Consider the following 20,590-nt stretch of genomic DNA (forward strand, 5'->3'; position numbering starts at 1 on the left):
TTGCCGGGCGGTCCGTTTGGCTGTAACCAGCTAGGCAAAATTTGTCGCACGTCCGTATGGATCATGTCGTATCACGACCACATATAGACGCGACAGACAAAACCGGAGCAAGGAACCATATGAATCTGTTCGACACCATTCGCAACACCATCGTACCGATCCACAAGGAAGGTTATGTCTTCGTAGCCGCTTTCTTCGTGGCATCGCTGGTGCTCGGCTGGATCGCCGAACCGCTGTTCTGGGTCGGCCTGGTGCTGACGGCCTGGTGCGCCTATTTCTTCCGCGATCCCGAGCGCGTGACGCCGCAGGATGACGACCTGATCATCAGCCCCGCCGATGGCAGGGTTTCCGCCGTACAGACCGTCATCCCGCCGCTGGAACTGGAGCTGGGCAAGGAGCCGATGGTGCGCATCTCGGTGTTCATGAACGTCTTCAACTGCCACGTGAACCGTTCGCCGGTCCGCGGCCGCATCGTCAATGTTGCCTACCGTCCCGGCCTGTTTCTCAATGCCGAGGTGGACAAGGCTTCCGAAGACAATGAGCGCAACGGCCTCGTCATCGAAACGTCGCATGGCAAGGTCGGCGTGGTGCAGATCGCCGGCATGGTCGCTCGGCGCATCGTCTGCTGGGTCAAGCCAAACGAGCCCGTCGATGCCGGCGAGCGTTTCGGCCTTATCCGCTTCGGCTCGCGCCTTGACATCTTCCTCCCGGAAGGCTTCCAGCCGCGTGTATCCGTGGGTCAGACGGCAATCGCCGGCGAGACCGTGCTGGCAGAGTTCGGTTCCGCCAAGGGTCCGCTCCTCAGCCGCCGCGGCTGATGACGATCAGGAAAGACATGCGCCATGGAAACGCCGATCGCCGAACCGCCGCAGAACGGAAAACATGAGGGCAGAAAGGATAGCGGCCGCGGGCCGCGCCTGAGAGAAATTCCCTTTCGCCTGCTTGTTCCCAATCTCATCACCGTTCTGGCCATCTGCGCCGGCCTCAGCGGCGTGCGGCTGGCCATCGAAGGGCGTTTCGAACTCGCCGTTGGCATGGTGCTGCTCGCGGCCTTCCTCGACGGCATAGACGGGCGCATCGCCCGCATGATGAAAGCGACGTCCAAATTCGGCGAACAGATGGATAGTCTGGCCGATATCGTCAATTTCGGTGTCGCGCCCGCGCTGGTGGTCTATGCCTATCTTCTCGATCAGGCACGGTCGATCGGCTGGATCGCCGCCCTCATCTATGTCATCGCCGCGGGTCTGCGCCTGGCGCGCTTCAACGTCATGATCGAACGGCCGGTCAAGGCGCCATGGCAGAACGAGTTTTTTGTCGGCGTCCCTGCCCCGATGGGTGCCATGCTGGTGCTGCTGCCGGTCTATCTCGGCTTCCTCGGCGTCGAGCCGGACAAGCCATTCGCTTATGTCGCTGCCGCCTATACCGTGCTGATCGGTTATCTCCTTATCAGCCGCCTCCCGGTCTGGTCGGGAAAATCAGGCACAAGCCGTATCCGCCGCGATCTCGTGCTGCCGATGATCCTCGTCGTCGTTCTCTATGTGGCCATGCTGATGAGCTTCACCTGGGAGGTGCTGGTTCTCACCGTTGCCGCCTATCTCGTCTTCATTCCCATCAGCGCGCGGCTCTGGCACCGCCGCTACGGTACGCTGACGATCGAAGAGGACGCGCATGACGACGGAAATGGCGGCAATGGCCTCGATCGCAGCATTTAAAACCGCAGGTATCATTTTTCTTGCTTCCCCGATTTGCGCCGTGGCGCAAAATGTCGCACCCTGAACGGCCGGCTTCGCGTTTTCCGCCTCGAATCCGTCAAGATTAGCCGCGAAAGAAGGGGCTCACACGCATCGCAACGGCGTTTGGCGTGAATTGTGGAGAGAGAAAATGACGAACGAGACGAAGGCACAGCCGCAGGCAAAGCCGGACCTCAAAAGCCACTACCGCCCGCTCGGGCTGAAGGCTGTCGCGGCCGCGACGCTGATGTTGAAGCGCAAGCCTGCAGCCAAAACCGCTTGAAAATAAACGATTTTTCTTAAATCGGACAGGTCGACGCGTGATAGGTCAGCTGACCGGAGACGGTCAATCCGGGATAACCGAGCAAAACACGGCGCTGTGAATGGCGCCGTTTTCTTTTGCCGCCGTCATGCGCCATTCCGGTCCGGACCATGGAGCCGATCCGTTATAGTGTAACGTGACTGCAACAAAACCATGCTAAAGTATTCGACTTCCACGAGACGACTGTACGGACAGTCTCGCATCAATTACTGAGAAATTACAAATTTTCTACTTTAGAGATTCAGTCCTCTGCGGTTACCAAGATTTTCAATACCGTGACTTGCGGTGGCGAAAGAATGAGGTTTCGTGGAGACATCATGAAGACGGCCATGGGGGGCTTGGGCGGCATGCAGGATAAAATCCTTCTGATTGAAGATTCCGTTGCTCTGTCCATGCTGCTGAAGACGCGCCTTTCGGAAGAGACGCAGGCCGAGGTAATCCATTGCGACAGCATGGCCGCGGCCGATACCCTGCTGCGCGCCCATGATTTCACGCTGGCGCTGACGGGTCTCAATCTTCCCGACGCTCCGAAGGGTGAAATTCTGGCGCTGCTCTCCGAACGCAAAGTGCCCGCCATCGTCTTCACCGCGACAGTGGATGAGGAGGCGCGCAAGCGTTATGCCGAGAAGAAGATCATCGACTATATCGTCAAGGACGGTCACCGCACCGTCGACGCGGTGGTCAAAACCGTCGACAGGATTCTGACCAACAGGCAGTTTTCCGTTCTGGTGGTCGATGATGCGCGGACCGCGCGCTCCGGCCTCGTGGAAATTCTGGAACGGCAGAACTTCAAGGTCAGCGAGGCGCATTCGGGCAATCGCGCGCTGGAAATCCTGGCGCAGGACCCGTCCATCCAGCTCGTCATCACCGATTATCACATGCCCGATATGGACGGTTACGAACTTACGCGCCGCATTCGCGACAGCCGCTCCTCGGAGGATCTGCGCGTGATCGGCATATCATCCTCCACGGACCGGCTGCTTTCAGCAAGCTTCCTGAAAGCGGGCGCGTCGGATTTCGTCTATCGCCCCTTCGTGCCGGAAGAGTTGCAGTGCCGTATCGACAACAACATCGAAACGCTGAAACAGCTCAAGCGCCTGCGCGAGCTGGCCGAGCGCGATCATCTGACAGGCTTGCCAAACCGCCGCTCCTTTTTCGAGCGCACCCGTGCGCTCATGGACGTTATCAATGACAATGACGAAAATGGCGCCGTCGCCATCCTCGACATCGATCACTTCAAGAAGATCAACGACACGCTGGGGCACGATGCGGGCGACCGGGCTCTAAAAAAGCTGGCGGAGCTTCTGCATGACAAGTGCGACGCGCACCGCCACATTCCCGCCCGTCTGGGCGGCGAGGAATTCGCGGTCTTCCTGCGCGGCCTGGATGCCCACGCCGCCTATGCGTTCTGCGAAGAATTACGCGCCCATGTGGAAAAAAGCGGCCGACAATTGAGCGGCAGCAGCCTCGCACTGACGATTTCGCTCGGCGTCGTAGAGATCGAGAAGGGCGAGCCCTTCGACAACCAGTTGAATGCCGCCGATCAGCTGCTCTATCTCGCCAAGGCGAACGGCCGCAACCGCGTCTATTCCGATATCATGATCCAGGAAGGTTTGCAGAAGATCGGGCGGAACGGCTGAGTTTATTCCGGAACTGAGGCATGGGGAGCGAGCGGATGAGGCTTGTTCTTCTTCCCGCCGGGGAGAAGCCCGCGGCAGCGGGATGAGGGGCAAGTCCACCGTATATCTCTGCCGTAGCCCCTCATCCGACCCTTCGGCCACCTTCTCCCCCTCGGGGAGAAGAATTGGCGGCAATGTCAGAGCTTAGATAACCAGCCTCACACGCTGCGCAAAGACGTCAAAACAGCGACATCTGCCCCTCGTCCTTCGCCGGTTTGATCTTTGCCAGCGGCACGCTTTCCGGCACTGGCTCGATGAGATCGGCGCCGACATTGGCGACCTTGTTGACCTTGTCCGAGACGGGAATCATCTCAAAGAAATCATCCTGAACCGGCCGCATCAGATCCGCGACCTCGCGTGGTTCCTGGGTCTTGCAGTCGAGCCAACGGCTGAAATCCTCAGGCGCGATGACAACGGGCATGCGGTCGTGAATGCGCGCGATGGCGGCATTGGCGGCCGTGGTGAGGATAACGCCGGTATCGACCTCCGAACCATCGGCCGAAGACCATGTCTCCATGAGACCGGCGAAGGCGACGATGCCGCCTTTCTTCGGGCGAATGAAATAGGGCTGGGGTTTGCCGCCCTCTTCCTTCGGCGGACGTCGCCATTCATAAAAGCCGGTCGCAGGCACGAGCACACGGCGATGGCGCATGGCGGCGCGGAAGGAGGCCTTGCCGATTGCCGTTTCCGAACGGGCGTTGATGAGCAGCGGAAAATCCTTCGGGTCCTTGACCCATCCGGGCAGGAAACCCCACCGAACCAGCACTGCCCGGCGATTGGGCAGGTTGCTGCCGCGCTCCTGCCGTTCACCCTCCATGACAATCAATATCGGCTGCGTGGGCGCGATATTGAAGCGGGCGGGGAAATCCTCTAGCCCGATCAGGTCAAGATAATCGGCAATCTCTTCCGGCGTCGCTTTCAGGACGAAACGTCCGCACATATGTTTCTCCTCAACCCCGCGGCCCGAACAGGATGATGGCGGCCCCTGCGAGACAAACGGCACCGCCGGCGATATCCCATTTGTCCGGCGCGTGGCCCTCGACGCCCCAGAGCCACAAAAGCGAAGCGGCGATATAGATGCCGCCATAAGCGGCATACGCCCTGCCTGCGGCCTCCGCTGGCACCAGCGTCAGGAGCCAGGCAAAGGCGGCCAGCGACAACATGCCCGGCAACAATATCCACGCCGTTCTGCCAAGTTTCAGCCAGGCCCAGAAGGAAAAACAGCCGGCAATTTCGGCAAGAGCCGCCAACGCATAGATAAGATAGATCTTCATTCCACCGTCTTCTGCCTGCACAATCGAACCGATTCTGGACTATAACATCGGCGCAGAAACCGGAATCGATTTTTCCAGACCGTCCGACCGAGACACGCGAAACCTTACATGACCGTTCGTATCAAGCCCCGCCTCGCCTCCTCCGCCATCGTCAGAAATGGCGACCGGCTTTTGCTCGTGCGCCGCATCAATCCGCCCTCGAAGGACATGTTCGCCTTTCCCGGCGGACGGGCCGAGGAAGGCGAAACACCGGCCGAGACGGCGCTACGTGAACTGCACGAGGAAACCGGCATTGTCGCACGCCATCCGCAACTTTTCGCGACCTACGATCTTCCCTCGCACGATGCAAATGGGACCCTGACGAGCCATTTTTTGCTCTCCGTCTTCACCGTGGAAACGGATGCCGATCCGCTTGTGACCGTCGGTGATGACGCAGCGGACGCAGGCTGGTACACGCTTGCGGAAATCCGCCGGCTGCCGGCCCCAGAAAGCGTGGTGGAATGCGCCGAGCGGCTGCTAGCATGATTGCCAGCAGGACAGAATCGCGATTATCTAGACCCGTCCGCCCGCCGGATGTTCACGAGTATGTGTGGGGCAGAATAAAATTTTGATACGACCAACCATTTTCCTGTCTCTTTTCCTGACCATGCTGCCGACCGGGCAAAACGGCGCCGTTTACGCGCAGCCTTCCAAGGCAGCATCCGAGGCACGTCCTGCGGAAACGGCACCTCCCAAACCCGCGCCCTATGACGACAAGCTGGCACGGCTGTCGGAAATATTGGGTGCGGTGCAATATCTGAGAACGCTGTGCCCTTCTTCCGGACCGGAGGACTGGCGCAAATCGATGGGCGACCTTCTGGCTGCGGACACGGCCAACGAACCTGAACGACGTCAGCGCATGACGGCTGCATTCAACCGTGGATACCGCTCCTTTGCGGCCATCCACACCAGTTGCACACGCGCCGCCATCATGGCAGAAGAGAACTACCGTAACGAAGGGGCAACACTCGCTCAGGAAATCGCGTCCAGGTTCGGAAATTAGAGGATTATTAACCTCTTTTCGCCGCAGCCCGTGCCGTTTTGATAAAAGGCTGCTAGTGTTGTTAACAGGGTGGTAAGGACTTGCCCGCCCTGTCGAGGATGAAAAATGCAGACAAGCCGTAACGAAATCGACGATATGATCGTGCATGAAAAGATGCAGGTCGCTCTGGAACACCAGAACGAGGCATGGGCTGACGGCATGGCCGACGGCATCGAGCCGGAGATCATCGCCGATGCTGCAATCGCTCTGGCCATGCGCGAAACCATCCGGATCCACGGCGAGGCTGGCGCGGAAGCAATGCTGGAATCGCTGCGTCAGCGCATGCTTCAAGGCGAATTTTCTCCGCAGCGGGTGATACAGTAAAGCCGGGGTCTATCATGTCTTGCCTGAGCAAGGGGCTTTTGCGCTCTTCCGCCCTGCTATCCATCGTGCTCGCTCTGACCGCCGGGTCGATTGGCCTGCCGGGCCAAGCCTTTGCGCTTTCCGAGCTGAAGCCGGCCCAGAACAACGAAGGCGAGCCACAGGCTCAGAAGGGCGAACAGCCTGAGCAGACCGCGCCCGCCGAGCCGGACGAAATCGAGGGCGATTCGGAAGGCATCCCCCTGCCCGACCCTCTGGTCGACCGATCTGCCGCCCAGACGAACCAGCAATCCTCCAAGCCGGACAATACCCCCGAAATGTCAGTGGTCATCGAACACGATATTTCCAAGGCACCGGAAGCCGTACGCAAGCTGCGCCAACAGATCATCGACGCGGCAGCGACGGGCGATATTGAAAAGTTGCGGCCATTCATCGCTGCCGGCCAGAAAGAGTTCCGCATCGACGGCAATGACGGCGAAGACCCGATCGCAGCGCTGAAAAGCTATTCAGGAGATACCGACGGGCTGGAAGTGCTGGCGATCATCATCGACCTCCTGTCGACCGGTTACGCCCATATTGATGCCGGCACGCCGGACGAAGCCTATGTTTTCCCCTATTTCGCCGGAAAGCCGCTCAACACGCTGACGCCGCCGGAAAAAGTGGAACTGCTGCGCATCATCACCGCCGGCGACCTTGCGGATATGCAGGAATACGGCAATTACAGCTTCTATCGCATCGGCATCTCGCCTGATGGCAAGTGGAAGTTCTTCACCGCCGGCGATTGATCCTATCCCGGCGCTTGCCGTTCTTTTGCAAAAATCCTAACTGTGCGGAATGAGCGTCCGGCACCGGTACATGTGCTGTTGCCCAGACGCATAGTCTCGACGAACCGAACGGTGACGCCATGCCTTCCGCTTTTCTTGCCGACCGCCGCCTGATCCGGGTTTCCGGCACCGGCGCCGAGGAGTTTCTCAACAATCTCATTACTACCGATGTGGAGCATCTGCCTGAAGGGGAAGCCCGCGCCTGCGCCCTTCTGACCCCTCAGGGCAAGATCCTGTTCGATTTCCTCATCGCGCGCGACGGAACGGACTATCTCATCGAGATCACCGCTTCCGAACAGGAAGCGCTGTTGCGCCGCCTGACGATGTACAAGCTGCGAGCTCCCGTCGATCTGAAAGCGGAAGCCGCCGAAGGTGTGAGCGTTTTCTGGGGGGAACAGGCACCTCAGCCGGCGTTAAGGGACGGGCGTTTCGCCAAGGCGGGTCTCGATCTATTCCGCGTTCCGGGCGCAACTGCCGCTGGCGACGCAGCCGTCTATGATGTGCTGCGTGTCGAATACGGCATTGCCGAAGCTGGCCGCGACTATGCGCTGCAGGATGCCTTTCCGCATGACGTGCTGATGGATGTGAACGACGGAGTGTCATTCAAGAAGGGCTGCTTTGTCGGCCAGGAAGTTGTATCGCGCATGAAACATCGCGGCACGGCAAGGCGGCGTGTTGTCCTTGTTTCAGCGCAGGACGCCCTCCCCGGCAGCGGCGTGGACATTACCGCACAGGGCAAATCCGTCGGTACGCTCGGCACCGTCTGCGGCAACAAGGCACTCGCCATCGTGCGCATCGACCGCATTGCCGCGGCGCTCGCGTCCGGCACGCCGCTTCTCGCGGAAACTGTTCCCGTCGCCGTTGCCCTGCCCGCCTGGAGCGGTCTTTCCTTCCCGGCGGCCGATCCGGCGGCACAGGCGGAGGAATAGAGGTGGCCTCCGTCAAAGGCCCGCGCGCCTGGCAGCGCATGCTGTCCGGACGGCGGCTCGATCTGCTCGACCCTTCGCCGCTCGACGTGGAAATCGCCGATATTGCCCATGGGCTTGCCCGCGTTGCCCGCTGGAACGGCCAGACGCGTGGCGACCACGCCTTTTCAGTCGCTCAGCACTGCCTCATCGTCGAGACGATCTTCTGCCGCATGTGCACGGCCGCGACCCCCGATGAAATGCAGATGGCGCTTCTGCACGACGCGCCGGAATATGTGATCGGCGACATGATCTCTCCGTTCAAATCCGTGGTCGGCGGCGGTTACAAGACTGTGGAAAAGCGGCTTGAGGCCGCCGTGCATCTGCGCTTCGGCCTGCCGCCGCATGCATCGCGCGAATTGAAGGACCGCATCAAGAAGGCCGACACGGTCGCCGCCTTTTTCGAGGCGACGGAGCTTGCCGGTTTTTCCACGGCCGAGGCGCAAAAATTTTTCGGCCTGCCACGCGGTATTACCCGCGACATGTTCGACATCACGCCGCTTCCCTCCACGGAAGCGCAAAAGCTGTTCATCCAGCGTTTTGAGGCCATCGAGGCCATGCGCGGGACGAACCCCGGGGGTGCCAAATGACGGCCATCGTGGTTTCACCGCTCGGACGGATCGCGGAAATGGCCGTGAAGCACAAGGCCCGGGAAATGGTGACATTGATCGCCAGGGAGCAGACATTTCACCGCCCCGCGGTTATTGCCGCCGAACGGCATCTGACGCTTGCGATGAACGACATCTCCTTCAAGGGCACCGGCAATCTTATCGCCCCTGACGATGCGCATGTGCTGAAGCTCATCGAGTTCGCGCATGAATGGGATCAGACGGCCCCGTTGCTTATCCATTGCTGGATGGGCGTTTCGCGCTCGCCTGCGGCTGCCGTCATCGCCGCGCTCAGTCTTTACCCTGATCAGGATGAGACTGAACTTGCGCTGCGTCTGCGCGCCGCCTCGCCCTATGCCACTCCGAATGCCCGCATCATCGCCATCGGCGACCGGCTGCTCGGCCGGAAGGGTCGTCTGGAGGCGGCTATCAAGGCGATTGGCAGGGGCGCGGACACAGATGGCAATGTGCCTTTCGTGCTGCCACTTCGCAGTTGACAACCGGTTTTGGCGGAACCCCTTCGGAACGCAGTCGTTACCAACCCTGAACGCAAATAAAATCACGGGACGATTCATGGAACAACAGGCAACGGATATCATTGTCGCATCGCAAGCGGCCGTAAGACAGGCGAGCGCACTGGCGGTGCAATATTCCTTTTCGGTGATCGGTGCACTTCTGCTGTTAATCGTCGGCTGGCTGGCCGCTGCCTTTCTTCAACGCTGGGCCTTTCAGGGCCTGTCGCGCATTCGCGGCTTCGATGCGACGCTCGCCGGATTCTTCGCGGGCGCCATTCGTTATGTCGTCCTCATTCTCGTCATCGTGATGGTGCTGGGCCAATTCGGGGTGCAGACGGCCTCCATTCTGGCGGCCCTCGGCGCCGCCGGTCTTGCCATTGGCCTCGCGCTGCAGGGAACGCTGCAGAACATTGCCGCCGGCATCATGCTGCTGGTGCTGCGTCCCTTCCGGGTCGGGGAATATATCGAAACCAGCAGCGTCAGCGGGACGATCATCGAGATCGGGCTGTTTGCGACCGAGCTGAAGACCAGCGACGGCCTTTACCGTCTGGCGCCCAACTCGACGCTCTGGAACGTGCCGATCACCAATTTCAGCCGCTTTCCTTCTCGCCGTCACGAATTGAGCCTGACGGTGAAAAACGATGAGAATCTCGCCGCTGCGCAGGACATGCTGATGAATGTCGTACGCTCGGAAAGCCGGGTGCTGCTTGACCCAGCCCCTGTCACCTTTGTCGATTCTGTGAGCGCCGACAGCGCCACCGTCAAGTTGCGTTACTGGGTGCGTAGCGACAGCTATTTCGCGACGACCCGCGATGTGACGAAAGCGATGAAACTCGCGTTCGACGAGCGTAAGGCGGAAGTGAGCGCACAGCCGGCCTGAGACGTCACCCCCATTTTGCTGCAAGCGCGATGGCTGCAAGAGCCGTCGCGCTTTTTCGTTGCCTCGCCCTGTAGCGCACTTGCATCCGGCTGATGCGATCTCTATAGCTTCATACGTAATGTTATTACGTAACTTGTCTTAGGAGAGAGCCGAAACAATGCAGAAGACAATCACCCGCCTCACCGGCGCTGTCGCACTTGGTTCCATGCTGTTGGCGGCGACCACGGCAATGGCTGCCGGTGGCGACAAATCCGCAGCCCACAGCCATGAGCACGGGCACGATCACGGCCATCAGATGACCGAAGCTGAAAAGCAGATCTACAAGGGTTATTTCGAGGATGCCCAGGTGAAACCACGCACACTTTCCGATTGGGAAGGCGACTGGCAATCCGTTTATCCCTACCTGCTGAACGGCTCGCTCGATCCCGTCATGGCGGAAAAGGCGGCTCATGGCGACAAGACGGCCGCCGAATACCGCGCCTACTACGAGGTCGGCTACAAGACTGACGTGAACCGTATCGTCATCAAGAGCGACAGCGTGGCGTTTTATAAAGATGGCAAACCCGCTGAAGGCACCTATGTCAGCGACGGCCACGAAATCCTGACCTACAAGAAGGGCAATCGTGGGGTCCGCTACATCTTCAAGAAAACCGGCGGCGATGAGGCCGCACCGCAATTCATTCAGTTCAGCGATCACTCCATCGCCCCGGTCAAGGCCGGCCATTACCATCTCTATTGGGGCAACGACCGCAAGGCATTGCTGGACGAAGTGACCAATTGGCCAACGTATTATCCGTTCCTGATGGACGGCGCCGATATCGTCAAGGAAATGGCGGCGCATTGAACTATAGCAGGCTCGCGGCTTTCCGGAGCGTGAGGAATGCCGAGCAAACACGTCTTTCGCCTTCTCCCCGCCGGGGAGAAGGTCGCGGCAGCGGGTTGAGGAGGCAAGCTCTCCGCATATCTCTGCCGTCGCCCCCTGATCTGGCCCTTTGGGCCACCGTTTCCCTGGGGGAAGAAGAAAGATTCACTGCCCCATGGTGGAGCGATGCGCCCAGCCCGTCATGCGCTTTTCGAGCCAGGCCATGATGGCATACATGACGATGCCTTCCACCGCGAGCATCAGCAGGCCGGCAAAGACCAGCGGCACATTGAACTGGCTCTGCGCCGAACTCATCATGTTGCCGAGGCCATAATTGGAGGCGACGGTTTCCGAGACGACCGAGCCGACGAAGGCGAGCGTGATGGCGATTTTGAGCGAGCCGAAGAAATAGGGCATGGACCGCGGAATTCCGACCTTCAACATGATGTCCATCTTCTTGGCACCGAGCGCCCGCAGCACGTCTTCGGTTTCCGGCTCAATGGTGGCAAGCCCGGTCGCCACATTAACGACGATCGGGAAGAAGGAGATCAAAAAGGCTGTCAGAACGGCGGGAACCGTGCCGATGCCGAACCAGATGACGAGGATGGGCACCAGCGCCACCTTGGGGATGGCGTTGAAACCGATCATCAGCGGATAAAGCCCGGCATAGATGGTTTTCGACCAGCCAATGAACAGGCCAATAGCAAGACCGGCGACCACGGCAAGGGCAAAGCCCAGCGTCGTCGTATAAAGTGTCTGCAGCGAGTTTTTCCAGATCGGCGACCAATATTGCATGATGGCCTGGCCCACCCTTACCGGGGATGGCAGGATCGTGGGCGGCATTTTCAGCGCATGGACGAGCAGTTCCCACACCACGAAGAGCGCCAGCGTATAAAGCCAGGGAGCGGCTTTCACCCAGTTGACGCGGGCAATCAGCGGCTTCGGCGGTTCGGCCGCCACGGTGCTTTCCACGATCGCGCTCATGCCGCCACCCTCGCCTGCGCGATTTCGCCATGCAGTTCCTGCACCATGTCGTTAAAACCCTTGTCATACATGATGTCGAGCTGGCGCGGGCGTGCAAATGGCACGCGGTGTTCGGCGAGCACCCGGCCCGGCCTCGCACTCATCACGAAAATCTTGTCGGCCAGAAATGTCGCCTCGCGCAGATCGTGGGTCACCAGGATGATCGTGACGCGCTGCGCGGCGTGCAGGTCGCGTATGACGCACCACAATTCCTCGCGGGTGAAGGCATCGAGCGCACCGAAAGGTTCGTCCAGCATCAGCAGTTCCGGTTCGTGAATCAGCGCACGGCAAAGATTGGCGCGCTGCTGCATGCCGCCGGAAAGCTGCCACGGATACTTCGAGCCAAAACCTTTGAGGCCGACGATTTCCAGAAGTCGCTCGGCTTTCGCGACATATTCCGCCTTGTGGGCGCGCAGACGACGGCGATGTTTTTCGACGATCTCCAGTGGCAGCAGGATATTTTCGAGCGTCGTGCGCCAGGGCAGCATCGTCGGGTTCTGAAACGCCATGCCGACAATGGAAACCGGCTCCGTGACCTGCCGTCCGGCGACGATGACATTGCCCTTCTGCGGAATATGCAGCCCCGTCACCAGTTTCATCAGGGTCGACTTACCGCAGCCAGACGGGCCGACCACGGCCGCGAATTCACCCTTGTCGACCGTCAGGTTCAAGCCGGAGACGGCCAGCGTGCCGGCCGACCCGCCGTAGCGCATGTCGACATTATCTATTTCCACGAGATGTGACATCGCGATCCCCATTTTCAGGCTGGAACGGGCGCTTATGGCCTTCGTTACTCCCGCCGCAATTCCTTAGGCTGCCGGCCATACCCGGCGTTGCCGCTTGTTTCTTCTCCCCGAGGGGGGGAAGGTGGCCCGAAGGGGCGGATGAGGGGGAAACGTCAGCGGTAGACCGAGAGCTTGCCTCCTCATCCCGCTACCGCGGACTTCTCCCCGGCGGGGAGAAGAAACCTGCGGCACCCACTCATTTTACCCATCAGGGAAGCATGCGTTCTGCCTTGGCCGGCAGGTAGGTCGCGTCGAAGACCTGCTCCGCCTTGACGTTGCCCTTCAGGCCCATGGACACCTTGAGCGTCTCCAGCGAGGCGGCAAGCCGGCTTGGCTCGACGCCGCCCATGCCGTTTTCCACCACATAGGGCGTCTTGATGTTCATGCTGTTGGCCATGTTTAGGCGTTCAAGCTCAATGGCGCTGTCGAGTGTCTCGTTGCGCTTGAGAACAGCAGCCACGCCCTCTTCGGGGTTCTTGACGGAATCAGCAAAGCCCTTGGCCAGCGCTTTCAGGAAACCTTTCACCGCTTCAGGGTTTTTCTCAGCGAAATCAGTGTTTACCAGCACTGCATTGCCATAGAGATTCAAGCCGTGCTCGGCCATCAGAATGGTCGAGATATCATCGTCACCGATGCCCTGCTTCTTGAGATTGAGGATCACCGAAAAGGCAAAACCGAAAACGGCATCGACATCACCCTTGGCGAGCATCGGCTCACGCACCGGGAAACCGATCGATTCGATCTTGATCTTGCTGTCATCGAGACCGGCGACCTGCTTGAAAGCCGGCCATTGCGCAAAAGCGCCATCCGGCGGCGGGGCGCCGAGCTTCTTGCCTTCCAGCGATTTGGGATCGCCGGTGACGCCAAGCGACTTGCGGCCAACAACGGCAAAAGTGGGCCGCTCATAAACCATATAGACGGCCTTGACCTTCTGGCTCGGATCCTCATCGAGGAACTTCATCACCGAGTTGATGTCGCCGAAACCCATCTGGTAGGCGCCGGTCGCGACACGCGGAATGGCTTCGACCGAGCCGTTGCCGCTGTCGATGGTGACGTCGAGGCCCTCGGCCTTGAAGTACCCCTTGTCGAGTGCCAGCAGGAAACCGGCGGCCGGACCTTCGAACTTCCAGTCGAGCGTGAATTTCACCGGCGTTTCTGCCCGCGCCTCCCCCGCTGGCAGCGAAAAGCCGGCGGATACACCGATGGCGCTAATGGCCAGAGCTCTGGTCAACAACCTGCGCGTTAAAATCATCTGTTCCCCCTGATGGTTTTGTTGGATTGGTTGCATAAGACCCAATTCCGACCTCCAAGGCAAGACAAAATTGCATACAAAATAGCCGTTATTTTGTATGCTTATTTTATATGCACAATTACTCGCGAGCCAGGCAAAAAGCCGGCATTCTGCACATCGCGCATGCAACGAAGCGAGAGCAGCATCGTTCACGCAGAGAACACAGCGTTCTCATTTGCCGGGGTTGCGGATCAGGGGCAGCGTGAGACAAATAGGCCACGAACAGCAGGCGGCTACAGCGGGGGCAAGATGAATTCTGCACTGGGCATACACCACATCACGATGATCACCCGAAAGGTGCAGGCGAATGTGGATTTTTACGCCGGCTTTCTGGGCATGCGGCTGGCCAAACGCACGGCGGGCTTCGAAGACGCCATGCAGCTTCATCTGCTCTACGGCGATGATATCGCCTCGCCCGGTTCCCTGCTGACTTTTCTGGTGTGGGAGGACGGTGGCCAAGGCCGTGTGGGTTATGGCCAGACACTGGAAATTTCCGTGGCGATCGATCCTGCCGCGATCGGCTTCTGGCTGACGCGGGCGCTGAAATTCGGCATCCGGGCGGAAGGTCCCTCCGACGAATTCGGCGAGCCCGTCATTCGGCTGAAAGACCCTGACGGCCTGATCGTCAAGCTGGTCGGCACTCAGGCGTTTGACGACGCCACGCCGCACGTGACGAAAGACATTACCGAAGATGACGCCATTCGCCGCATCTACGGTGCAACCGTGCTGAGCGAAGTGCCGGAAGAAACCGTGGCTTTTCTCGAAAAACACTTCGGATATAGGCAGGTAAGCCAGACGGGCGCAATTCGCCGGCTCGTTTCCGATAGCGGCGACATTATCGATGTGCGCGACGCCACGGGCTTCTGGTCCAGCGCGCCGGGCACCGGCACGGTGGATCACATAGCCTTCCGCGCAAAAGACATGGATGAGTTGAACTCGGTTCTAACCGGGCTGAAATCACTGAACTCCAGCACCACCAACGCCCATGACCGTAAATATTTCCATTCGCTCTACGTCCGCGAACCGGGCGGGGTATTGATCGAAATGGCGACCGACGGGCCGGGTATGACGGTGGACGAACCGCTGGAATCGCTCGGCGAAAAACTGTTCATCCCGCCGCTCTTCATGAAGGATGAGGCGGACGTGCGTGTCGCCCTGCCGCAATTTGCGATGCCTGGCGAAGAGCGCATCGTCTATCGCGACCTGCCCTTCGTACACCGTTTCTACACGCCCGAAGAGCCTGATGGCAGCACCATGATTCTGCTGCACGGTTCCGGCGGAAGTGAAACAAGCCTGATGCCGCTGGCGCACCGGGCAGCACCGGGCGCAACGCTTCTCGGCGTCCGCGGCCGCAGTACGGAAGAAGGGATTGCCCGGTGGTTCCGGCGTTATCCCGATTTCAGCTTCGACCAGAAGGATATCGTCTCGGAAGCGGAAGCCTTCGCCGCATTCGTGGAAGGGGCAATCCGCTCCTATGGGCTCGATCGTTCGAAACTGCGGTTTATCGGCCATTCCAATGGGGCGAACTTCTATGCGGCCTTTGCCGCGCTTTATCCGGAGCTTGCCGGGGACGCCCTGCTGTACCGCCCGATGCCTGTTCTCGAAACATGGCCGGAGAGTGATCTTTCCGGCCGCAGCTTCCTGCTTGTTGCGGGAGAACGCGACAAATACCGCGACGGGGCGAGCGTGCTGCAGGACAGGCTTGCGGCAAACGGCGCAAGGGTTGAGGTGGAAACGCTGGAGGACGGGCACGAACTCGGACTCACGGATATCGAAGTGGCGCGGCGCTGGCTGGCGGATGTTCCCTGATTTTCGGGGGATGCGCATAAGCCGAGCGGATGCCGCCCATTTCTTCTCGCCCAGGGAAGAAAGTGGTCTGAAGGGTCGGTTGAGGGGGTAAGCTCTCGGTTTATTTCCACCCTCGCCCCCTCATCCCACTGCCGCAGACTTCTCCCCTCGGGGAGAAGACGCGGATGCGAGCGCTCGCTCCCCCCGTTACCCACAACCTCATCAACCGGGCCTTGCATAAATTCACCAAAAGGGCTTTAAAAACAGCTTCATAATTGGAGAGTCCGTTTGGAAATCCCGCTGTTTATCCTCGCCCTTGTCGCGGCCTTCATCTACACGCTCGTCGCAAGCATCCGCAATTCAAGCCGCATCAAGTCGCTCGAACGGGAGGTTCACAGCCTCAAGCGGCTGATGGCGGCGGGCGTGGCCGCTCCTGCTGCGGCACTGGCGGAAAACACGGAAACCGCCGAAAAGACTGATTTCGCAGCAGAGACGGAAGGCCAAACGGCGCTGGAACCAGCGGGCATCCGGGATGAAGACGCCTTCGAGCGTTCAGAAGCCAGCACCCCTGCGGCGGATCAAGACGTGGCGCGCGAAGACGCCCCCGCTGCGCCACTCGCCGATGCCGTATCCGTGGCGGCTTCTGATAACGCGTCTGCCCCGGCAGCGAAAGAAAGCTTCGAAAGCCTGCTCGGCGCGCGCTGGGCGGTTTGGGCGGGCGGGCTGGCGCTGGCGCTCGGCGGCATTTTCCTCGTCAAATATTCAATCGAATCAGGCCTGCTCAGCCCGGCGGTCAGGCTGTCGCTCGCCGCGATTTTCGGCGTCTTTCTCGGGCTTGCCGGTGAAGCGATCCGCCGCAAGGCGGTGCCAGGCATCGCCACCACCTACTCCAACGCCATGATACCGGGTGTGCTCACCGCGGCCGGCGCATTGACGCTGTTCGGTGTGGTTTATGCGGCTTATGGCATCTACGACTATATCGGCCCCGGCACCGCCTTTATCCTGCTCGGCCTCGTCGCCTTCGCCACCATCGGCCTGTCGTTGTTGCACGGACAGGCGCTCGCCGGTCTCGGACTTCTCGGTTCGATGCTGACGCCGGCGCTGATTTCCACCGAAACGCCGAATATCTGGGCGCTCTTCGTCTTCCTCACCGTCTCTTGGCTCGCAACCGCGGCAGCGGCGCGTCGGCAGGGCTGGACGGTGGTCCCGTCGCTTGCCAATGCCGGACTCGGCCTCTGGGCTCTCGGATATATCGGCTTTTCGGATGCAATCAGTGCCGAACCGCCGACTCTTGCCCTGCTCATTATGCTCGCTGGCACGATCTTCCTTTGGCCCGGAAAACAGTACGACACCACGCCTCCGGACGCTGCCGAAACGGCAGCTCCCGAGCGGCGCGCGATTCGCATCATGCGGCTTTTGCTGCGCCCGTCGCTCGCCCTCAACCTCACCGTATCGATGGCGGTGATCCTGCCGGCCATTGGCTTCCTCTTTGCCGAAGGCAGCGTCGATACTCACCCGGCGCTCATCGTTTCAGCGCTTATTGCAGCTCTTGCAGCACTCGGTGCTGCCCGTCACTATGCCGTCTGGCCGGCGATCATCGCCGCGCTCGGCGCGCAGTCTGCGGTGTCGCTCATGTCGCGGCGTGGCATCGATTTTATTGGTCTCGTGAATGATACCGGCGTGACGCTTCCGCCCGTGGGCACAGGCTACGCTGCGGAAATTGCCATGGCGCTCGGCCTTGGGGCTATCTTCGTGCTGTGCGCCTTTTCCTTCCTGAAACGCAAGGGCGCAGAAGATGCGGATTTCGCCCAGCTCTGGGCTGGCATTGCCGCCCTGTTCCCTGTCTGGCTCGCGACGGCGAGCTTCGTCGAATATGGCAATCTCGGCCGCGACTGGCTGCACGCGGCCTATGGTCTCGGCCTTGGCTTCGTGCTGCTTGCCGGTGCTGAATGGCTGCACCGGCGCAACAGTGAGGCCTATCGCAAGCCGCTGAACATCCTTGTGCTCGGTTCCTTCGCCGCCTTCGCGCTCTGCCTGCACACGCTGACGGAAGGGCTCGCGACGACAGTGCTGCTGTCCGTCATCGGCTTCGTCTACGTGCTGGCGAGCCGCTACCGCAACTGGGATATACTGCCTTGGGTCATGGCTGTCGCAAGTGTTGCCGTTCTTGGCCGGATCGCCTGGGAGCCGACAATCGTCGGGCCGCAAAATCTCGGCACGACGCCGGTCTTCAACGCGCTGCTGCCGGGCTATGGCATCCCTGCCTTGCTGGCCATCGTCTCCGCGTGGCTGTTGCGCGACTGGCCGGGCATGCGGATCAAGAACTTCCTGCAGGCCATCGCCAGCGTCATGGGACTTCTGGCCGTGGCCATCCTCGTTCGCCACGCAATGAATGGCGGTACGCTCGACAGCAATGTGCCGACGCTCGGCGAGCAGTCGATCTACACGCTGCTGACCATCGGCTTCTCCGGTGTCCTGATGACGCTGGATTTGAAAAGCCCCAGCCCCGTCTTCCGTTACGGCTCGATGATCGCCGGCGTCATCGCCGTCATCAACGTGCTGACGATGCATTTCTTCACGCTCAACCCCTATTTCACCGGCGAGAATACCGGCCGCATCCCGGTCCTCAACCTGCTGCTGATCGGTTACCTTTTGCCGGCATTCGCTTATGGCGGCCTTGCCTATTACGCGCGCGGAAAACGTCCGCCGCCCTATGTCAGCATGCTGGCGGTGGCGGGAGCAGCGCTCGGTTTTGCCTGGGCCACGCTTTCGGTGCGCCGTTTCTGGCAGGGCGAGAACATTGCTGATTGGAAGGGCTTTATGCAGGGCGAGACCTACAGCTACTCGGTGGTCTGGCTGCTGATCGGCGTCCTGCTGCTCGTGCTTGGCTCGCGCTTTAATGCCCGCAGCCTGCGTCTGGCATCGGCCGCCTTCGTGCTGATATCGGTTGCCAAAGCCTTCCTGATCGACATGAGCAACCTCGAAGGCGTGCTCCGGGCGCTGTCCTTCATCGGGCTCGGCGCGGTGCTCATCGGCATCGGCCTGTTCTACCAAAAAATCCTCACCCGGAAGCCGCAGGCATGATCGCGGCGGAGGCTTTCGCGCCCCATGCGGCGCTTGCGCAGGATTTGATCCCGCACGCCGCCGATGCGGGCGACGGCTCGCATGATCTGGCCCATATTCACCGTGTCTTCCGCAATGCCATGCGCATCCATGCGGGTGAAGGCGGCGATGGCAACGTGCTGGCGGCCAGCGTGCTGCTGCATGATTGTGTGGCGGTGGAGAAAAACTCGCCCTTGCGGGCACAGGCATCGCGGCTGGCGGCAGAAAAGGCTTCAGGCGTTCTGGCCGGCCTCGGCTGGAAGAAGCAGGATATCGACGCCGTCACGCATGCGATCATCACCCACAGCTTTTCCGCCAATATCGAACCGCAGACACTGGAAGCGAAAATCCTTCAGGATGCCGACAGGCTGGACGCCATCGGTATGGTGGGCGCGGCGCGCTGCTTTTATATTGCCGGACGCATGGGCTCCGCACTTTACGATCCGGTCGACCCCTTGGCGAAGGAACGGCCGCTTGATGACCGCGCTTTTGCCATCGACCATTTCGAGACCAAGCTGTTCAAGCTGGCAGATGGTTTTCGCACAGAGACCGGCAGGCAGATGGCCAGAGCCCGCCATGAGCGGCTGAAACAGGTGCTGGACCTGTTTCTCGATGAAATATGAGGAAGCATGATGCGTGTGACAGAGCTTAATATCTACCCGCTGAAAAGCGCGCGCGGCATTTCCCTCCCGGACAGCGCCGTGTCGGCCGAGGGTCTGCCGGGTGACCGTCGCGCCATGCTTGTGGACCCGTCGGGCCACTTCATCACCCAGCGTGAATTGCCTGCCATTGCCACGGTTCTGGCGCGGCACGAGGACGGGGGCATGTTGCTTTCGCGCGACCAGCATGGCGAGATCGTCGCAAGACCATCCGGCGAGCGCATGGATGTGGCGGTATGGAAATCGATAGTCAGCGCCAATATGGCCGACGCTGTGACCAATGACACGCTCTCGGCATGGCTCGGACGCGAAGTGAAGCTCGCCTTTTTCGATAACGCTTCCAAACGCATCGCGAGCCTCGAGTGGACAGGCAATGAAACGCCCGTCACCTTTGCGGATGGCTACCAGATCCTTGTCACCACCACCGCCTCGCTCGCCGCGCTGAACGACAACATGCGCGAAAATGGCGAAGACGACGTTGGCATGGAGCGGTTCCGGCCCAATATCGTGCTTGAGACGGACGAACCATGGGCGGAAGACGGGTGGGCGGCCATCGAGATCGGCGGCATTCGCTTCGATCTCGTCAAACCCTGCGCCCGCTGCATCATGACCACGCAGGACCAGACGACCGGCTCCCGCGATGTGCCCTCTCCCATGAAGGCCATGGGCCGCATCCGCATGTCCGCAGACCGGCGCGTGCCCGGCCCGCTGTTCGGCTGGAACGTGACGCCGCGCGGTGAAGGCAGGCTGTCTGTCGGCGACGTCGCAAAGGTGATCGAGGAAAGGCCCGAAGGCTGGGCGATCAAGAGGCGCTAAGTCAGTCCGGTTCAAACGGAATCCTCTGGGCATCAGGCAGCGCTTTAACCTGCCGTCAAACCCTC

At 60.3% G+C, this 20,590-nt stretch carries 22 protein-coding genes; 17 read left to right on the plus strand and 5 right to left on the minus strand.

Annotated elements, in window-relative coordinates:
* Nucleotides 1–56 precede the first annotated feature (56 nt).
* The 4 genes from BLU28_RS18275 (at nt 57) to BLU28_RS18285 (ending at nt 3,692) form a co-directional block, all read left to right on the plus strand.
* Nucleotides 57–818 carry a phosphatidylserine decarboxylase gene (locus BLU28_RS18275; RefSeq protein WP_153775372.1) on the plus strand — a complete coding sequence of 254 codons (762 nt, stop codon included), beginning with the start codon at nt 57–59 and terminating at the stop codon, nt 816–818.
* A 24-nt stretch (nt 819–842) separates the two neighbouring features.
* On the plus strand, nt 843–1,712 hold the full coding sequence (gene pssA, locus BLU28_RS18280) for a CDP-diacylglycerol--serine O-phosphatidyltransferase (RefSeq protein WP_004440987.1): 870 nt from the start codon (nt 843–845) through the stop codon (nt 1,710–1,712).
* A gap of 169 nt (nt 1,713–1,881) precedes the next feature.
* Entirely contained in the window at nt 1,882–2,013 is a 132-nt protein-coding gene (locus BLU28_RS26795; protein WP_022555915.1) for a hypothetical protein, read from the plus strand.
* 386 nt (nt 2,014–2,399) lie between these two features.
* Nucleotides 2,400–3,692 carry a GGDEF domain-containing response regulator gene (locus tag BLU28_RS18285; RefSeq protein WP_034496256.1) on the plus strand — a complete coding sequence of 431 codons (1,293 nt, stop codon included), beginning with the start codon at nt 2,400–2,402 and terminating at the stop codon, nt 3,690–3,692.
* A gap of 217 nt (nt 3,693–3,909) precedes the next feature.
* On the opposite strand, the gene BLU28_RS18290 is transcribed toward BLU28_RS18285, so the two are convergent.
* Both BLU28_RS18290 and BLU28_RS18295 read right to left on the minus strand, forming a co-directional pair.
* On the minus strand, nt 3,910–4,671 hold the full coding sequence (locus tag BLU28_RS18290) for an SOS response-associated peptidase (RefSeq protein ID WP_035210144.1): 762 nt from the start codon (nt 4,669–4,671) through the stop codon (nt 3,910–3,912).
* 10 nt (nt 4,672–4,681) lie between these two features.
* On the minus strand, nt 4,682–5,005 hold the full coding sequence (locus tag BLU28_RS18295) for a YnfA family protein (protein ID WP_035210145.1): 324 nt from the start codon (nt 5,003–5,005) through the stop codon (nt 4,682–4,684).
* A 108-nt stretch (nt 5,006–5,113) separates the two neighbouring features.
* Here BLU28_RS18295 and BLU28_RS18300 point away from each other — a divergent pair, with 108 nt between their 5' ends.
* The 9 genes from BLU28_RS18300 to BLU28_RS18340 all read left to right on the plus strand — a co-directional run bounded on the left by BLU28_RS18300 (nt 5,114) and on the right by BLU28_RS18340 (nt 11,043).
* The gene (locus BLU28_RS18300) at nt 5,114–5,530 is read left to right on the plus strand and encodes an NUDIX hydrolase (RefSeq protein ID WP_077987761.1); all 417 of its coding nucleotides are present in this window, start codon (nt 5,114–5,116) and stop codon (nt 5,528–5,530) included.
* A gap of 82 nt (nt 5,531–5,612) precedes the next feature.
* The gene (locus tag BLU28_RS18305; protein WP_037088929.1) at nt 5,613–6,047 is read left to right on the plus strand and encodes a TIGR02301 family protein; all 435 of its coding nucleotides are present in this window, start codon (nt 5,613–5,615) and stop codon (nt 6,045–6,047) included.
* 105 nt (nt 6,048–6,152) lie between these two features.
* Nucleotides 6,153–6,410 (plus strand): hypothetical protein, encoded by a 258-nt coding sequence (locus BLU28_RS18310; protein WP_003501987.1) that lies wholly within the window; start codon nt 6,153–6,155, stop codon nt 6,408–6,410.
* A gap of 14 nt (nt 6,411–6,424) precedes the next feature.
* Entirely contained in the window at nt 6,425–7,192 is a 768-nt protein-coding gene (locus BLU28_RS18315) for a hypothetical protein (protein WP_004440964.1), read from the plus strand.
* 119 nt (nt 7,193–7,311) lie between these two features.
* Complete coding sequence (gene ygfZ / locus BLU28_RS18320) at nt 7,312–8,160, plus strand: CAF17-like 4Fe-4S cluster assembly/insertion protein YgfZ (RefSeq protein WP_077987760.1); 849 nt, start codon at nt 7,312–7,314, stop codon at nt 8,158–8,160.
* Nucleotides 8,161–8,162: 2 nt separating this feature from the next.
* Complete coding sequence (locus BLU28_RS18325; protein WP_006699404.1) at nt 8,163–8,786, plus strand: YfbR-like 5'-deoxynucleotidase; 624 nt, start codon at nt 8,163–8,165, stop codon at nt 8,784–8,786.
* Nucleotides 8,783–9,301 carry a tyrosine phosphatase family protein gene (locus BLU28_RS18330; RefSeq protein WP_004440958.1) on the plus strand — a complete coding sequence of 173 codons (519 nt, stop codon included), beginning with the start codon at nt 8,783–8,785 and terminating at the stop codon, nt 9,299–9,301. The genes BLU28_RS18325 and BLU28_RS18330 overlap by 4 nt, the downstream gene beginning before the upstream one ends.
* 76 nt (nt 9,302–9,377) lie before the next feature.
* The gene (locus BLU28_RS18335; RefSeq protein WP_004440955.1) at nt 9,378–10,199 is read left to right on the plus strand and encodes a mechanosensitive ion channel family protein; all 822 of its coding nucleotides are present in this window, start codon (nt 9,378–9,380) and stop codon (nt 10,197–10,199) included.
* Nucleotides 10,200–10,356: 157 nt separating this feature from the next.
* The gene (locus BLU28_RS18340; RefSeq protein ID WP_004440952.1) at nt 10,357–11,043 is read left to right on the plus strand and encodes a ZinT family metal-binding protein; all 687 of its coding nucleotides are present in this window, start codon (nt 10,357–10,359) and stop codon (nt 11,041–11,043) included.
* A 183-nt stretch (nt 11,044–11,226) separates the two neighbouring features.
* Here BLU28_RS18340 and BLU28_RS18345 read toward each other — a convergent pair whose 3' ends face one another.
* From BLU28_RS18345 to BLU28_RS18355, 3 genes are all read right to left on the minus strand, one after another.
* Nucleotides 11,227–12,045, minus strand: a complete 819-nt coding sequence (locus BLU28_RS18345) for an ABC transporter permease (protein ID WP_037088925.1) — start codon at nt 12,043–12,045, stop codon at nt 11,227–11,229.
* Nucleotides 12,042–12,830, minus strand: coding sequence for an ABC transporter ATP-binding protein (locus tag BLU28_RS18350; protein ID WP_004440947.1), 789 nt, complete (start codon nt 12,828–12,830; stop codon nt 12,042–12,044). The genes BLU28_RS18345 and BLU28_RS18350 overlap by 4 nt, the downstream gene beginning before the upstream one ends.
* 247 nt (nt 12,831–13,077) lie before the next feature.
* A complete protein-coding gene (locus BLU28_RS18355) occupies nt 13,078–14,121 on the minus strand; it encodes an ABC transporter substrate-binding protein (protein WP_077987759.1) in 1,044 nt (347 codons plus the stop codon).
* A 288-nt stretch (nt 14,122–14,409) separates the two neighbouring features.
* Between BLU28_RS18355 and BLU28_RS18360 the strand changes: the two genes are divergently transcribed.
* The 4 genes from BLU28_RS18360 to BLU28_RS18375 all read left to right on the plus strand — a co-directional run bounded on the left by BLU28_RS18360 (nt 14,410) and on the right by BLU28_RS18375 (nt 20,525).
* Nucleotides 14,410–15,969 (plus strand): VOC family protein, encoded by a 1,560-nt coding sequence (locus tag BLU28_RS18360; protein WP_077987758.1) that lies wholly within the window; start codon nt 14,410–14,412, stop codon nt 15,967–15,969.
* A gap of 267 nt (nt 15,970–16,236) precedes the next feature.
* Nucleotides 16,237–19,032, plus strand: a complete 2,796-nt coding sequence (locus tag BLU28_RS18365; protein WP_168247131.1) for a DUF2339 domain-containing protein — start codon at nt 16,237–16,239, stop codon at nt 19,030–19,032.
* The gene (locus tag BLU28_RS18370; RefSeq protein WP_077987757.1) at nt 19,029–19,673 is read left to right on the plus strand and encodes an HD domain-containing protein; all 645 of its coding nucleotides are present in this window, start codon (nt 19,029–19,031) and stop codon (nt 19,671–19,673) included. Before BLU28_RS18365 ends, BLU28_RS18370 begins: the two co-directional genes overlap by 4 nt.
* A gap of 9 nt (nt 19,674–19,682) precedes the next feature.
* On the plus strand, nt 19,683–20,525 hold the full coding sequence (locus BLU28_RS18375; RefSeq protein WP_004440933.1) for an MOSC domain-containing protein: 843 nt from the start codon (nt 19,683–19,685) through the stop codon (nt 20,523–20,525).
* The last annotated feature ends 65 nt before the right edge of the window (nt 20,526–20,590 follow it).

Source organism: Agrobacterium pusense, assembly GCF_900102105.1.
Classification (GTDB): Bacteria; Pseudomonadota; Alphaproteobacteria; order Rhizobiales; family Rhizobiaceae; genus Agrobacterium; species Agrobacterium pusense.

Bases quoted from the DNA above. Each gene is read 5' to 3' on its own strand.
- BLU28_RS18295 (WP_035210145.1), bottom strand. From the start codon at position 5,005: ATGAAGATCTATCTTATCTATGCGTTGGCGGCTCTTGCCGAAATTGCC.
- BLU28_RS18370 (WP_077987757.1), top strand. From the start codon at position 19,029: ATGATCGCGGCGGAGGCTTTCGCGCCCCATGCGGCGCTTGCGCAGGAT.
- BLU28_RS18340 (WP_004440952.1), top strand. From the start codon at position 10,357: ATGCAGAAGACAATCACCCGCCTCACCGGCGCTGTCGCACTTGGTTCC.
- BLU28_RS18275 (WP_153775372.1), top strand. From the start codon at position 57: ATGGATCATGTCGTATCACGACCACATATAGACGCGACAGACAAAACC.
- BLU28_RS18290 (WP_035210144.1), bottom strand. From the start codon at position 4,671: ATGTGCGGACGTTTCGTCCTGAAAGCGACGCCGGAAGAGATTGCCGAT.
- BLU28_RS26795 (WP_022555915.1), top strand. From the start codon at position 1,882: ATGACGAACGAGACGAAGGCACAGCCGCAGGCAAAGCCGGACCTCAAA.
- BLU28_RS18310 (WP_003501987.1), top strand. From the start codon at position 6,153: ATGCAGACAAGCCGTAACGAAATCGACGATATGATCGTGCATGAAAAG.
- BLU28_RS18375 (WP_004440933.1), top strand. From the start codon at position 19,683: ATGCGTGTGACAGAGCTTAATATCTACCCGCTGAAAAGCGCGCGCGGC.
- BLU28_RS18355 (WP_077987759.1), bottom strand. From the start codon at position 14,121: ATGATTTTAACGCGCAGGTTGTTGACCAGAGCTCTGGCCATTAGCGCC.
- BLU28_RS18330 (WP_004440958.1), top strand. From the start codon at position 8,783: ATGACGGCCATCGTGGTTTCACCGCTCGGACGGATCGCGGAAATGGCC.
- BLU28_RS18300 (WP_077987761.1), top strand. From the start codon at position 5,114: ATGACCGTTCGTATCAAGCCCCGCCTCGCCTCCTCCGCCATCGTCAGA.
- BLU28_RS18335 (WP_004440955.1), top strand. From the start codon at position 9,378: ATGGAACAACAGGCAACGGATATCATTGTCGCATCGCAAGCGGCCGTA.
- BLU28_RS18315 (WP_004440964.1), top strand. From the start codon at position 6,425: ATGTCTTGCCTGAGCAAGGGGCTTTTGCGCTCTTCCGCCCTGCTATCC.
- pssA (WP_004440987.1), top strand. From the start codon at position 843: ATGGAAACGCCGATCGCCGAACCGCCGCAGAACGGAAAACATGAGGGC.
- BLU28_RS18350 (WP_004440947.1), bottom strand. From the start codon at position 12,830: ATGTCACATCTCGTGGAAATAGATAATGTCGACATGCGCTACGGCGGG.
- BLU28_RS18360 (WP_077987758.1), top strand. From the start codon at position 14,410: ATGAATTCTGCACTGGGCATACACCACATCACGATGATCACCCGAAAG.
- ygfZ (WP_077987760.1), top strand. From the start codon at position 7,312: ATGCCTTCCGCTTTTCTTGCCGACCGCCGCCTGATCCGGGTTTCCGGC.
- BLU28_RS18345 (WP_037088925.1), bottom strand. From the start codon at position 12,045: ATGAGCGCGATCGTGGAAAGCACCGTGGCGGCCGAACCGCCGAAGCCG.
- BLU28_RS18285 (WP_034496256.1), top strand. From the start codon at position 2,400: ATGCAGGATAAAATCCTTCTGATTGAAGATTCCGTTGCTCTGTCCATG.